This is a genomic window from Catenulispora subtropica, assembly GCF_039531675.1.
Classification (GTDB): domain Bacteria; phylum Actinomycetota; class Actinomycetes; order Streptomycetales; family Catenulisporaceae; genus Catenulispora; species Catenulispora subtropica.
Genome location: NZ_BAAAQM010000001.1, coordinates 370782 through 384483 on the forward strand (window position 1 = coordinate 370782; position 13702 = coordinate 384483).

A 13702-nucleotide genomic window follows, 5' to 3' on the forward strand; every position below is an offset into this window, starting at 1 on the left:
TCACGGGCCGTTCAGACCGCGTCCCCCGCGCCGCCGGTCTCGCGACCTGTGGGATTCGTCTCATCCACGGAACCCTCGGCCGTCTCCAGGGCCCGCGCCGCGGCCCGCGCGGCCACCGAGTCCGGGCGCTTGCGGGCCACGTAGCCGGCGATGTTGCGCTGCCGCCCGCGGGCCACGGCCAGCTCCCCGGGGCCGACCGGCAGGTTGATCGCCGAACCGGCCGCGATGTAGGCGCCGTCGGCCACCTCGGCCGGGGCGATGAGCGTGGTGTTGGTGCCGACGAAGGCGTGGTCGCCGATGCGCGTCGGGAACTTGTCGTACCCGTCGTAGTTGGCGGTGATCACGCCGGCGCCGATGTTGCAGCCCTCGCCGATCGTGGCGTCGCCGATGTAGGCCAGGTGCGGCACCTTGGTGCCGTCGCCGATCGTCGACTTCTTCATCTCGACGAACCCGCCGGCCTTCGACCCGCGGCCGAGCTTGGTGCCCGGACGCAGGTAGGTGTACGGGCCGACGGTGGCCTCCGGCCCGATCTCGGCGCCGTCGGTGGTGGCGTTGGTGACCCGCGCGCCGGCCCCGACCACGGTGTCCTTCAGCGTGCAGTTCGGGCCGACGTCGGCGCCGGTGGCGATGTGGGTGGCGCCTTCCAGCTGGGTGTTGGGGCGGAGGGTGACGTCCGGTTCCAGGGTGGCGTGGACGTCGATCCAGGTGGTGGCCGGGTCGACGATGGTGACGCCCTCGACCATCCAGCGGCGGGTGATGCGCTGGTTCATCAGCCGGCGCAGGTCGGCCAGCTGCGCGCGGTCGTTGGCGGCCAGCACCTCGTGGTGGTCGGCGGCGACCACGGCGCCGACCGGCAGCCCGTCGCCGACGGCGATCGCCATCACGTCGGTGAGCAGCTCCTCGCCCTGGGCGTTGTCGGTGGTCAGGCGGCTCAGCGCGTCGCGCAGGATCTTCGCGTCGAAGGCGAAGATGCCGGAGTTGACCTCGTGGATGGTGGCCTGCGCGGGCGTGCAGTCCTTCTCCTCGACGATGCCGATCACCCGGCCCTCGGGGGTGCCGTCCGGCTCGCGCAGGATCCGGCCCAGCCCGGTGGGGTCCGGCACCACGGCGGTCAGGTCGGTGACCGCGTTGCCGGCCCTCTCGTGCTCGGCGATCAGGTGCCGCAGGGTGGCGCCGGTGACCATCGCGCCGTCGCCGAGCAGCACCAGCACCGTGCCGTGCGGCCCGTCGCCGGCCGGGTCGGCGGCGGCCAGCGCCTCCAGCGCCAGCCGGGCGGCCTGCCCGGTGCCGTTCTGCGGCTCCTGCACGGTCAGCAGCGCCTCCGGAGCGATCCGTTCCACGTGCGGGGCCACCAGATCGCGGCCCTTGCCCACCACGACCGCCAGCTGGCGCGGCGACAGCTCGCGCGCGGCGGCGACGACGTGCCCGAGCATGGTGCGCCCGCACAGTTCGTGGAGCACCTTGGGCTTGGCGGACTTCATCCGCTTGCCCTCGCCGGCGGCCAGGATGATGACGGTGGGAGCCTGCGGCTCGGTCATGGGGAGGACTCCTCGACGGTGGTGATCGGCTCCCTAGGGAGGGTAGCGACCACCGAGGGGGGTTGCGAGCGACGGGCCGTGCCGCCCCCGTCACCGCGGGTGCTCCGGGCGGAGGAGGAGAGCTGCTCCGCCACCAGGACTCGAACCTGGACAAGCAGATCCAAAGTCTGCCGGGCTGCCAATTACCCCATGGCGGATCGTCGTGGCCAGTTTCCCACATCCGGAGGCCCGCGCGCTCCGCTGTTTCCCTCCACCGGACGTCGCGCCGGTGAATGTCCGGCGCCACACGACGCCCGGTTCTTGTCGGCCGACCTACGGACGCGTAAGTTGCGACCAGATCAACCGATCCGCCCCGCCCCGGGCTGGGCTCCTCCCCTCAAGGCATGGTCGCGATGACAGCTACGTCCCTTCCCCCGGAATCCACCGTCACAGCCGCTCCCGCCCCGGTCCGGGGCACGCTCGGGGGCGATTCGCAGTCCCTGAGAGAACGCGTCGCGCTCGGCTTCTTCATCGGCGTGCCCTTCATCGCCCTGGTGGCGGCGGTCCCGGTGCTCTGGGGGTGGGGCCTGACCTGGACCGATCTGATCATCGCCGTGGTCATGTACGCGATCAGCGGACACGGCATCACCGTCGGCTTCCACCGGCTGTTCACCCACTCCTCGTTCCGCGCCGCGAAGGCCCTGCGGGTGGTGCTGGCGATCGCCGGCTCGCTGGCCGTCCAGGGCCCGGTGATCCGCTGGGTCGCCGACCACCGCAAGCACCACCGGTACAGCGACCGCGACGGCGACCCGCACTCCCCGTGGCGCTACGGCGAGACGATCCCGGCCCTGGTCAAGGGCATGTGGCACGCCCACATCGGCTGGCTGTTCAACGTGGAGCAGACCAACCAGCAGCAGTACGCGCCGGACCTGCTGAAGGACCGGGCCATCGTGCGCGTGTCCCGGGCCTTCCCCTGGCTGGTGCTGGCCTCCCTGCTGCTGCCGGCCGCGGTCGGCGGCCTGGTGACCTGGAGCTGGCAGGGCGCGCTGACCGCGTTCTTCTGGGGCTCCCTGGTCCGGGTGGCGCTGCTGCACCACACCACCTGGTCGATCAACTCGATCTGCCACGCGGTGGGCTCGCGTCCCTTCCGCTCCCGGGACCGCTCCGGCAACGTGTGGTGGCTGGCGGTCCTGTCGATGGGCGAGTCCTGGCACAACCTGCACCACTCGGACCCGACGGCGGCCCGGCACGGCGTGCTGCGCGGCCAGATCGACTCCTCGGCCCGGATCATCTGGGTGTTCGAGAAGCTGGGCTGGGTCCGCGACGTGCGCTGGCCGTCCCCGGAGCGGATCGCGATGAAGTCGGCCTGACCCCCGCACGAAGCCCTGCCCCCCCGACGGAACCGGACGACCGGACGAGCCGGGCGGTGCCCCGCCGAGCGCCGCCCGGCCCCGCTCAGCCCCGTCTCCGGACCACCACCACGGCCCCCAATCGCGACATGTCGCGAGAAACCTGAGAGGATGCCGTGGTGACTCCCCGAAGCCCGTCCTCAGCCTCCCGCACCCGGATGAGCGGCAAGGAACGGCGCGAACAGCTCATCGAGATCGGCCGGGCGCTGTTCGCCAAGTCGGATCGTAGCCATGTCGTTCTGTGAGCCAAGGAGTTGGATGATCCTTTTGTCTTCCTAAGACCGCTTGGCCTCCGACTTGGGCTCTACGCGGTCGTCGTCGACCGCGAGATGGCCCGCCTGCTCTCCATGGTGACCAGCGGCCTCACCGGCGAACACGCCCGCGAACTGCTGGAACAGGCGGCCTTCGCCCTGCTGGACTACATCGAGTCCAGCACCGACGGCTTCCGCATCCTGGTCCGCGACTCCCCGGTCACCACCTCCACGGGCAACTTCGCGTCGCTGATCTCCGACATCGCCAGTCAGGTCGAGGACCTTCTGGGAGTCCATTTCAAGCGACGGGGCTACGATCCCAAGCTCGCGCCGATGTACGCCCAGATGCTGGTCGGCATGGTCGCCCTGACCGGACAGTGGTGGCTGGACGTCCGGAAGCCTCCGAAGGCCGAGGTCGCCGCCCATCTGGTGAACCTGGCTTGGAACGGCCTCTCGAACTTGGAGGGTCAGCCGCGACTGATAGTGCAGGAACTGGCTGATGCGAAGGAGACGCGGACCGCGCGGCGGAAGGCGGAGCGGGCGGAGAGGTCCGTGAAGTCTGAGAGGGCTGAGAGGGCTGTGAAGTCCGAGAGGGCTGATCGGGCTGAAAGGTCCGAGGCCAAGCGGTGAGGGCGATGGTGGCGGTCGACCGACCACCACACCCGACCCCGACCCCTACCCCTCCCGCACCAGAACCGTCCCCGCCCCCGCCGACATGTTCGCCAGCACCCGCACCGCGGACTCGTGGAGCGTCATCGGCCCATCGATGGCCTCGATGTCACCCCGGCTCAGCGACTTGCGACGCAGCGTCTGCGACGCGGAAGCCAGAAGAGCACGATGCGTGTACTCACCACGAGTCGGCCCCTTCTTCCCCAGCGAGGAGTACAACCGCAGCACCGGGTCGTCAAGCCGTCCGGTACTGGCGGCGACCTCACGCGCGGAGGACATCAGCGACTCGTGCGTCTCATGCGTCTCCAGCCACTCTTCGTACTCGTCCTCGTGGCCGCCGACCGTGATGGTGCTGATCACCGTCGCCAGCTCCAGGCCGTAGTCCTCGACCTCGCCCACGAACTCGTCGCCGACGAACAGGATGCGGGCCTCGGACTCGTTCAGCGCGCGGATCACGTGCGCGCGGTCCAGGCGCCAGTCGATCCAGGTGCAGACCAGGCCCATGTTGGAGGCCGCGAACAGGGTCTCGATGTGCACCGGGTGGTTGCGGGCCAGGACCGCGACGCGCTGGCCGCGCTGCAGCCGGTCGCTGCGGATGCCGGTGACGCACTTGCGCATCCGCGAGTCGAACTCGGTCCAGGACCACTCGTCCCCGCCGTAGGCGAGGACCGTGCCGCGCGCGTTCTCGTCAAGATTCACGCGGACTATGTCGCCGAGCCAGTGGAACTCCACCGGGTCTCGGGTTTCAGGACTCTGCGTGGCAGGCATGCACCGATTCTGTTCCCAGTTGGCCGCGCGCGCCAGCACTAATAACCCGCGCGGCCACCGAGTCGCACACGCTCCGATCAGGCCAAACTCACCAAAATCTGGTGCGCGTCCACGAACTGCCCCACCGCGCAGTCCACCGACCGCACCACGCCGTCGCGGCCGGCCTTCACCTGGTGCTCCATCTTCATGGCCTCCATGGTGACCAGCACCTGCCCGGCCCGGACCCGCTCGCCGGCTGCCACGGCCACCGCCACGACGGTCCCGGGCACTTCAGCGGCCCCGTCGCCGCCGCCGGTGACGTCCGTGTCCTCCGGGAACCGCGGCGTCGGCTTCCACGCCGAGTGGCCGCCGTCGCTGTCGTCGACCCAGACCACGGTGTCGTCCGCGACCCGTACCCGGCACCGCAGGCCGACGCCGTCCACCGTCACCCGCACCGACTCCGGCCCGACGTCGCTAAGGGAAACCTCGTACTCGGCCCCGCCGTGGATCAGGTACAACGTCGAGCCGTCGAGCCGGTACGTCACCGGCGTCTCCGGCGCCCGCCGCACGTCCTGCCGCGTCCACGCCGCGTTGGCGCCGTCGTACGGCAGCAGCCGCCACCCGGCGGGCGCGAACGCCGTCGCCCCACCGGACGCACGGCGCCGGTGCACCGACACCGCGATGGCCGCGGCGAGATGCGCGGTCACGTCGACCCGGTCGGCCGGCGCGGCCAGCTCCGGGTGCAGGTCGAGGAAGTCGGTGCGAGTGGCCCCGGCCAGGAAGTCCGGGTCCCGCAGGACGGCGATGAGCTGGTCCCGGTTGGTCTTCAGCCCGTGGATCCGCATCCCTTCCAGGGCCGCGGCCAGCCGCGCGGCGGCCTCGGACCGGGTGACGCCGCAGGCGACCACCTTGGCCAGCATCGGGTCGTAGTAGTGCGAGACGACGCTGCCGGACCGGACGCCGTCCTCATAACGGATCCCGGGCACGTCAGCGTGCTCGTACAGGGCCAGCGTCCCCGGCGAGGGGATGTACTTGCGGGCCGGGTCCTCGGCGTACAGCCGGACCTCGATCGCGTGGCCCCGGCTGCTCATCGGGTCCGGCGGGGTCAGGAGCGCGCCCCGGGCGACCTCGAACTGCAGCCGGACCAGGTCCTCGCCCCAGATCTCCTCGGTGACCGGATGCTCGACCTGGAGCCGGGTGTTCATCTCCAGGAAGTAGAAGGACTGGTCGGTGTCGTCGAACAGGAACTCCACGGTCCCGGCGCCGACGTAGCCGAGCTGCATGACCAGCGCGCACGCCACCTCGCCCATGCGCGCCCGCGTCTCGGGCCGCACCGCGGACGACGGCGCCTCCTCGACCACCTTCTGGTGCCGTCGCTGCACCGAGCATTCCCGCTCGCCGAAGTGGATCGCGTTGCCGTCCGTGTCGCCGAAGACCTGGATCTCGACGTGCCGCGACGCGGTCAGGTAGCGCTCCAGGAACACGGTGCCGTCGCCGAACGCCGCGGCGGCCTCGCGGCGGGCCCCGGTGACCGCGTCCTCGAGCCCGTCCATGCCGGCGACCAGCCGCATGCCCTTGCCGCCGCCCCCGGCCGACGCCTTCACCAGCAGCGGGAACCCGACGGTCTCCGCGGCCTTGCGCCAGTCCTCCGGCTCGTCGGTGGTCAGCAGCGCGTCCGGCAGCGTCGGCACCCCGGCCGCCTTCGCGATGGCCTTGGCCTCGTGCTTGATCCCCATCTTCCGGATCGCTTCCGGCGACGGGCCGATGAAGGCGATCCCGGCCGCGGCGCAGGCCTCGGCGAACCCGGCGTTCTCCGACAGGAACCCGTAGCCGGGGTGGATCGCGTCCGCGCCGGTCTTGCGCGCCGCCTCCAGGATCTTGGCGACGTCCAGGTACGACTCCGCACTCGTGCTGCCGCCGAGCGCCACCGCCACGTCGGCCTCGTGAACATGCGGCGCGTCGGCGTCCGGGTCGGAGTGGACGGCGACGGTGCGCAGCCCCATCGCCTTGGCGGTCCGGAAGACCCGGCGGGCGATCTCGCCCCGGTTGGCCACGAGGACGGTCGAGAACGTGGAGGAGGACGGGGTAGACGTCGACATGGCGTCACTGTCTCACAGGTCGGACAGCCGGTCGCGGAGCTGTGACCGCCGTCACGACACAGCGGGCGGCCGGTCCGGCTGGAGCCGTGGTCGGGATCGCCTCCAGGGACCCGCCTCCCGGGCTCGGCCCTACATCCGGAACGGCGCGAACGTCCGCGTCCCGGCCACCGGCGCCGAGTCGATCGCCGACAGCGCGAGCCCGAGCACCGTGCGGCTCTGCCGCGGGTCGATGACGCCGTCGTCCCACAGCCGCCCGCTGGCGTACACGGCGTCGGACTGCGCGTCCACCATGGCCTCGACGAACTCCCGCGTCTGGGCGTCGGCCGCCTCGTCGTACGGCTGCCCGGCCTTCTCCGCCTTCTGGCGCTGCACGATCGACATCACCCCGGCCAGCTCCCGGCCGCCCATCACGGCGATCCGGTGGTTCGGCCAGGTGAACACGAACCGCGGATCGTACGCCCGCCCCGACATGCCGTAGTTGCCGGCGCCGTAGGACGCCCCGACCATCAGCGTGACGTGCGGGACCGTCGAGTTGGACACCGCGTTGATCAGCTTGCTGCCGTCCTTGATGATGCCGCCGCGCTCGTAGCGCGAGCCGACCATGAAGCCGGTGATGTTCTGCACGAACAGCAGCGGCACGTCGCGCGCGTTGGCCAGCTGGATGAAGTGCGCGCCCTTGTTGGCCTCCTCCGAGAACAGGATGCCGTTGTTGGCCAGCACCCCGACCGGGTAGCCGTGGATCGAGCCCCAGCCGCAGACCAGCGTGGTGCCGTAAAGCGGTTTGAACTCCGACAGCCGCGAGCCGTCCAGCACCCGCGCCAGGATCTCCCGCACCTCCACCGGCCGCCGCAGGTCCATCGGGGCCAGCGCCAGCAGGTCCTCCGGGTCGTAGAGCGGCTCGTCAGGGCTCTGCGTCGGACCGGGACCGGCCTTGCGCCAGTGCAGGTCGGCGATGATCTGCCGTCCGATCCGGATCGCGTCCCGCTCGTCGCGCGCCAGGTAGTCGGCGAGCCCGGAGACCCGGGCGTGCATGTCGGCGCCGCCGAGGCTCTCGTCGTCGGTGTCCTCGTTGATCGCCATCTTCACCAGCGGCGGCCCGCCGAGGTACACGGCGGCCTGGTTCTTCACCATCACCGTGTACTCGCTCATGCCCGGCACGTAGGCGCCGCCCGCGGTCGACGAGCCGAAGACGATGGAGAGCGTCGGGATCCCGGCCGCGGACAGCCGCGAGATGCCCTTGAACGAGGCGCCGCCGGGGACGAAGATGTCCGCCTGCCGCGGCAGGTCCGCGCCGGCCGACTCGGTGAGCGAGATCAGCGGCAGCCGGTTCCGCTCGGCGATCTCCAGCATCCGCAGCTGTTTGGCGACGCCCGCCGGGCCGACGGCGCCGCCCTTCACGGTCGGGTCGTTGGCGCCGATCATGCACTCGACCCCGGAGACCGTCCCGATGCCGGAGACGCCGCCGACGTGCTCCGCCGGGTCGTGGGCGCCGGCCAGCGCGGCCAGCTCCAGGAACGGCGCGTCCTCGTCCAGGAGCAGGTCGAGGCGCTCGCGCGCGAGCAGCTTGCCGCGGGCCCGGTGCCGTTCGGCGTACTTCTCGCCACCGCCGGCCAGCACCTTGCGCTGCAACTCGCCGATCCGCTGCAGCATGGCCAGCACCGCCTCCCGATCGGCGCGCGCCACGTCGGAGGCGGGATCGAGCTGCGAACGGAGCACGGGCATGGCGGCCTCCAGGACGGGCACCGGCGGCACCGGAGTCGGCACTACCGCCCAGTAACCTAAACCGCCGCGCGCGGTGCCGCAATCGATCACGGCACCGCGCGCGAGCTGTGCGGGGACGGCGCTCAGTACTGCTTCGCGACCCCGTGCACCGTCGCCACGATGCTGGTGAACACGTTCGGGGCGACGGCGGCGGGGCCGCCGAACACGAACACGGCGTTGGTGCGGCCGTCCCGCTGGGCCAGCTGGCCGGTCATCGCCGCCGACGGCGCCTTCGGGTCGGTGAGCAGCAGCGGGCCGCCGATCGAGGCCATGAACGCGCCGCCGGTGAGGGCGTCGGGGTAGGCCGTGCCGGTGGCGACGCCGACCAGCGTCGTCGGGTCGACTTGCAGGAACACGTCGGCCACCCGGCTCGCGGTCTGGTAGCGGTCGTCGCCGGAAAGCTGGCCGCTGTTGCGATCGGCACTGGTGCCGTCGAACCCGGGCACCGCGGTCAGCGCCCAGGCCGCACCGCCGCCCACCGCGATCACCGACAGCCCGTGGTTCGCGGTGAACCGGCCGTGCAGGTACGCCTTGGTGGCCGAGTTCAGCGTCTTGTTGTCGCTGAGCACGATCGCCGCCGGGACGTAGCCCGGACCGGATCCGGTCCCGAACAGGTCGGAGGCCAGCGGGCCGGCCGACAGCGCGTCGGCGAAGTCGTCTCCGCGCGCCACGACGGCGTGCGCCGGGTCGCCCATCGCGTGCGCGATCTCCAGCGCGGTGGAGTACCGGTCGGAGCCCGCGATGCGCTGGACGTGGTAGCCCATGCCGGTCAGCGCGCTGACGACGTTCGGGCTGAGCGCCGCCGTCCCGCCGAGCACGTACACGGTGTGCTTGGCGTCCGCGGGCAGGATGCGCTTGATCTCGTCGCGCACCTCACCGGTCAGCTGGTTGGGCTCGGTGAGCAGCAGCGCGCCGTTCTTGTAGACCGAGAACGGCACACCGGCCAGCGCGTCCGCGAACCCGCCCCCGGTGGCCAGCACGACGCTGTCCGGGTGCTGGTACGCGGGGCTCTTGGTGTCGGCGGCGTCGGCCCAGCGCTGCCGGGAGACGTGCACACCGGTGTCGTAGCGGTCGCCGCCGGACACGCGCTCCACGATGGTCGGGCCCTTCGGCGGGGGCGTGAGGTAGGTGTAGACCGTGATGGTCTGCTGGGACTGCGGCTGGTTGAGGCCGTCGTTGACGTCCAGCTTCAAGCTGTAGGTTCCGGCGGCGGGGAAGGTGTGCCGCACCTTGCCGCCCGCGGGCAACGTGGCCTTGGTGTACGTGTTCTGGGTCCCGTCGCCCCACGTGAGGGTGTAGGTGACCTTGGCCGGATCGGCGCGACCGTCCAGCACGACGCCTGACAGGTCCGCGACCGCGGTCAACGGCGTGGCCGGGTCCTGGCCGAGCGTCAGCCCGCCGAGCGAGGGCGAGAAGTAGGGCGGCCCCGAGTTGACGTTCACCAGCTGGGTCCGGCTGGTGTCCTCGTACCCGTGGTCGTCCTTGACCTTGACCTTGACCTGGTAGGGCCCGCCAGCGACGTAGGCGCAGGTGGCCTTGCCGGGATGCCCGGCGATCGGCTGCGCGGCCACGGTCGGGTCGCCGCAGTCGAACTGGTAGCCGGTGATCGTGGCGCCCCCGGGCAGCCAGCTCTTGGACGCACTGGCGTCGAGCGTCACGACCAGGGGGTTGATGACCGAAGCGGTGCCGGTCAGCGGCGTCACGGTCAGCTTCGCGTCGGCTGGGGTCATGTTCACGAAGACCGGCTGCCACGCGCTCAGGTTGACGCCGTCGGAGGCCGCGACCCAGGCGGTCCACCGGCTCCGGCCCTGCGGGTAGTTGTAGGTGTGGACGAACGTGCCGTCGCTGGAGCCGCCGGGAGTGACGTCGTGCGCCTCCTGAGGGCTGCCGTCGCCGTAGTCGATGACCACCTGCCACTTCGAGCTCCCGGTCGCGACATGCGAGCCGCCGAGAGTGAAGGTGAGCGGCTCCCCCGCCGGCACCAGTTCCGTGGGAGCGCGGTCGATCATCGCGGAGGGGGTGGCCGGGGCCGCGGTCGCGGTGCCGTAGTCGATGAGCGTCGAGCTGGACCGGGTGACGGTGGTGCCGGTGCCGTCCTGGTAGGTGAAGGTGATGGTCACCTTCCACGTTCCGTTGCTGCTCGCCGGAGCCGGGAACGTGTAGTGGTCCACGGGCTCGGGAACGGTGTTGCCGGTGCCGGTCTTCAGGTTCGCGCTCGGCGTCCCGCTCGTGTCCTGGACGTCCAGCGACCAGGTGGCCGTCGCCGGAACAGCCTCGTCCTGGCAGGTGGGCGACACCAGCGGGTCACAGCCGGGGCCGGCGAATCCGACCATGTAGTCGTTGTCGCCCCCGCCGACCAGGTGGCTGACCGTCGGGCTGAACGACAACGTGCTCGCCGGGGCCGGATCAGCCGCCTGAAGCGCGGGTGCGACCTGGACATGAGAGGCGGTCGCTGCGAACGAGGCCGGCACGGCACTGACGGTCACCGCGGTCGCGGCTATCGCGGTCAGCGCGAGGCGGGTCTTCCTGGGCATGGGCACGTAGGCCTCCCCGTGGGAACACAAAGAAATGCGAATGGACGAGAAAACGCTTCAGGTTACTGATGCGCCTTCCCGTCCACCACGCGGGGACTGCTGAATTCTTGACTACATCTCCTTCAACAAACCCCCATCGACGACGAAATCGGAACCGTTCGTGCTCCCCGAGCGGGGCGAGGCGAGCAGGACGACGGCGTCGGCGATCTCCTGCGGCTCGACGAAGCGGCCGGTGCTCAGCCGGAGCATCTCCGGCAGGGTCTTGTCGAGCAGGGTGTCCTTGTCGACGCCCATGGCGCCGGCGAACATGTCCGCGACGCCGCCCTCGTCGGTCCACCAGTTGGTGCGGACGACGCCGGGCGAGACGGTGTTCACCCGCACGCCGCGCGGGCCGAACTCCTCGGCCAGGCCCTTGGCCGCGTGGCTGAGCGCGGCCTTGGCGGCGGCGTACTCGTAGTTGTTGGTGGCCGGCTGGTGCGCCAGGGTCGAGGAGACGTTGACGATCGCGCCTCCCCGCTCCAGCAGGTGCGGCATCGCGACGCGGGTCAGCCGGAGGACGGCGAACAGGTTGAACTCGAAGATCGCCCGCCAGTCGTCGTCGCCGCCGTCCAGGAACGGCCCGCGCGGCAGCACCACGCCGGGCGGCGGGCCGCCGGCGTTGTTCACCAGGACGTCCAGGCCGCCGAAGGCCTCGACGGTGCGGGCCACCAGCTGCTCCGGGAATGCCGAGTCCATCAGGTCGCCGGCGACGTGCAGCAGGTTCGGCCCGTCCAGGGCGGTCAGTCCGGGCGAGGCGGACCGCGAGGCGGCGACGACGAACGCGCCCTCCTCGATCAGGGTTCTGACGACGGCCAGCCCGATGCCCTTGGAGCCGCCGGTGACGAGGGCGACGCGGCCGTGCAGGTTCAGGTCCATGGGGACTCCTCGAACGCGGATGGGGAATGCGGATCGCTATGTGGTTGAAATCTCAACCACATAGCGATCTTGGCGCGTTCCGGCGTCCCCCGCTGGCGGGTATCGGACGGCTCACTCCGGCCGGGCGGCGGCCCCCAGCAGCTCCCTCGTCCGCCGGGTCAGCTCCGGCCCGGCCTTGGCCACCGAACCGGTGTCGTGCGGCGGCTGCGGGTCGTACTCGATCCACAGCTGCACCGACTGCGCGTACTCCGCGCCGGCGATCAGCTCGACCAGCGTCAGCGCCATGTCGATCCCGGACGACACGCCCGCCGAGGTGACCACCTTGCCGCGCCGGACGATCCGCTCGGGCGTGTAGCGCGCCCCGAACGCCTCGAGGTCGGCGACCGCGCCCCAGTGCGTGGTCGCGTCCAGCCCGTCGAGGACCCCGGCGGCCCCCAGCAGCAGCGATCCGGTGCAGACCGACGTGGTCCAGGCCGAGGTCGCGTGCATGCGGCCGATCCACTCGATCAGGGGCTTGAGTCCCTCGTAGTCCCGGGTTCCGCCGCCGCCGGGGATCAGCAGGATGTCGCAGGAGTCGACGTCGTCGAGCGCGGCGTCGGCGTGCAGGGTGAGCCCGCCGCTGCCGCGGACCGGGCCGGCCTCGGCGGCCACGAAGACCGCCTCGGTGTCCGGCAGGAAGCGCAGGACGTCGTAGGGTCCGATGGCGTCGAGCGGCATGAAGCCGGGGAACAGCGGAATGGCCAGACGGGCCATCTTCGTCTCCTTATCTGGTCGGCCGCCGGTGGCTGAAGTGCCGCCGGTATTCGCCGGGCGTGACCCGCACAGCCCGGTTGAACGTGCGGTGCATGGTCTCGACGGTTCCGAAGCCGCAGGTGCGGGCGATCCGGTCCAGGCCGTCGCCGGTACTCTCCAGCAGTCGCTGCGCGGCCTCGACCCGGGCGGCCTCGACGTAGGCGGCCACGGTCATGCCGGTCTCGGCGCGGAAGACGCGGGAGAAGTGCCGTTCGCTCAGCGCCGCCCGGCGGGCCAGGGCCGCCAGGCTCAGATCCTCGCCGAGATGGTCGGCGATCCACTCCTGCACCTCCCGCAGGCTGTCCCGACCGGGACGCTGCGCGGCGAGCTGCGTGCTGAACTGGGCCTGGCCCCCGGGCCGTTGCACGAACACCACGAGCTGCTTCGCGATGCGTCGCGCGGTCGCGGCGCCGTGGTCGTCCTCGACGAGGGCCATGGCGAGGTCGAGTCCGGCCGTGACGCCGGCCGAGGTCCACACCGGGTCGGAGCGGACGAAGATCGGGTCGGACTCCACGCGGACCCGGGGGTAGGCCCGGGCCAGTTCCTCACAGTTGCTCCAGTGGGTGACGGCACGCCGGCCGTCGAGCACGCCGGCCGCGGCGAGCAGGAACGCGCCGGAGCAGACCGAGGTCACGCGCCGGGCGCGGGCGGCCATGTCGCGGACCCAGTCCACATAGATCGGATCCCGTGCCGCCTCCCGGACGCCGAACCCGCCGACGACCACCAGCGTGTCGACGGGCAGCGTCGCGGCCTCGGCCAGGGTGGCGTGCGGCACGACGGCCAGACCGTCGGTCGCGGTCACCGGTTCGCGGCCGAGCGCCACGACTTCGGTCCGGTACCGGCGCCGGGCCGGCTGGAACAGCGAGTCCGCCTGCGTGAAGACCTCCAGCGGTCCGGTGAGGTCGAGCATCTGGAAACGCGGGAAGACCAGGAAGACCACGCGGCGGCTCATGGCTCAAGCCTCGCCGCCGCGCCGCCGTGGCCGCAATGACGTCCGGGTGACGATTC

Annotated in this window: 9 protein-coding genes and 1 tRNA gene; 1 reads left to right on the plus strand and 9 read right to left on the minus strand. The window is 71.5% G+C overall.

Translation table 11 applies throughout. The features are described from left to right. Positions 1-11: 11 nt before the first annotated feature. Both glmU and ABD466_RS01625 read right to left on the minus strand, forming a co-directional pair. Complete coding sequence (gene glmU / locus ABD466_RS01620) at positions 12-1538, minus strand: bifunctional UDP-N-acetylglucosamine diphosphorylase/glucosamine-1-phosphate N-acetyltransferase GlmU (RefSeq protein WP_344655064.1); 1527 nt, start codon at positions 1536-1538, stop codon at positions 12-14. 125 nt (positions 1539-1663) lie between these two features. Continuing rightward, positions 1664-1735: transfer RNA gene (locus ABD466_RS01625), tRNA-Gln, on the minus strand. 195 nt (positions 1736-1930) lie between these two features. Here ABD466_RS01625 and ABD466_RS01630 point away from each other — a divergent pair. Continuing rightward, the gene (locus ABD466_RS01630; RefSeq protein ID WP_344655065.1) at positions 1931-2887 is read left to right on the plus strand and encodes an acyl-CoA desaturase; all 957 of its coding nucleotides are present in this window, start codon (positions 1931-1933) and stop codon (positions 2885-2887) included. Between the two features lie 965 nt (positions 2888-3852). Here ABD466_RS01630 and ABD466_RS01640 read toward each other — a convergent pair. The 7 genes from ABD466_RS01640 to ABD466_RS01670 all read right to left on the minus strand — a co-directional run bounded on the left by ABD466_RS01640 (position 3853) and on the right by ABD466_RS01670 (position 13646). Then, positions 3853-4614: an AMP-binding protein gene (locus tag ABD466_RS01640; RefSeq protein ID WP_344655066.1), complete on the minus strand. Its 762-nt coding sequence runs from the start codon at positions 4612-4614 to the stop codon at positions 3853-3855. Between the two features lie 77 nt (positions 4615-4691). Continuing rightward, a complete protein-coding gene (locus tag ABD466_RS01645) occupies positions 4692-6692 on the minus strand; it encodes an ATP-binding protein (protein ID WP_344655067.1) in 2001 nt (666 codons plus the stop codon). Positions 6693-6821: 129 nt separating this feature from the next. Next, the gene (locus ABD466_RS01650) at positions 6822-8414 is read right to left on the minus strand and encodes an acyl-CoA carboxylase subunit beta (protein ID WP_344655068.1); all 1593 of its coding nucleotides are present in this window, start codon (positions 8412-8414) and stop codon (positions 6822-6824) included. A gap of 122 nt (positions 8415-8536) precedes the next feature. Beyond that, positions 8537-10987, minus strand: a complete 2451-nt coding sequence (locus tag ABD466_RS01655; protein WP_344655167.1) for a cell wall-binding repeat-containing protein — start codon at positions 10985-10987, stop codon at positions 8537-8539. Positions 10988-11098: 111 nt separating this feature from the next. Next, positions 11099-11902, minus strand: a complete 804-nt coding sequence (locus ABD466_RS01660) for an SDR family NAD(P)-dependent oxidoreductase (protein WP_344655069.1) — start codon at positions 11900-11902, stop codon at positions 11099-11101. Positions 11903-12013: 111 nt separating this feature from the next. Continuing rightward, positions 12014-12655, minus strand: coding sequence for a DJ-1/PfpI family protein (locus ABD466_RS01665; RefSeq protein WP_344655070.1), 642 nt, complete (start codon positions 12653-12655; stop codon positions 12014-12016). A 10-nt stretch (positions 12656-12665) separates the two neighbouring features. Beyond that, the gene (locus tag ABD466_RS01670; protein WP_344655071.1) at positions 12666-13646 is read right to left on the minus strand and encodes a GlxA family transcriptional regulator; all 981 of its coding nucleotides are present in this window, start codon (positions 13644-13646) and stop codon (positions 12666-12668) included. Positions 13647-13702: the final 56 nt, after the last annotated feature.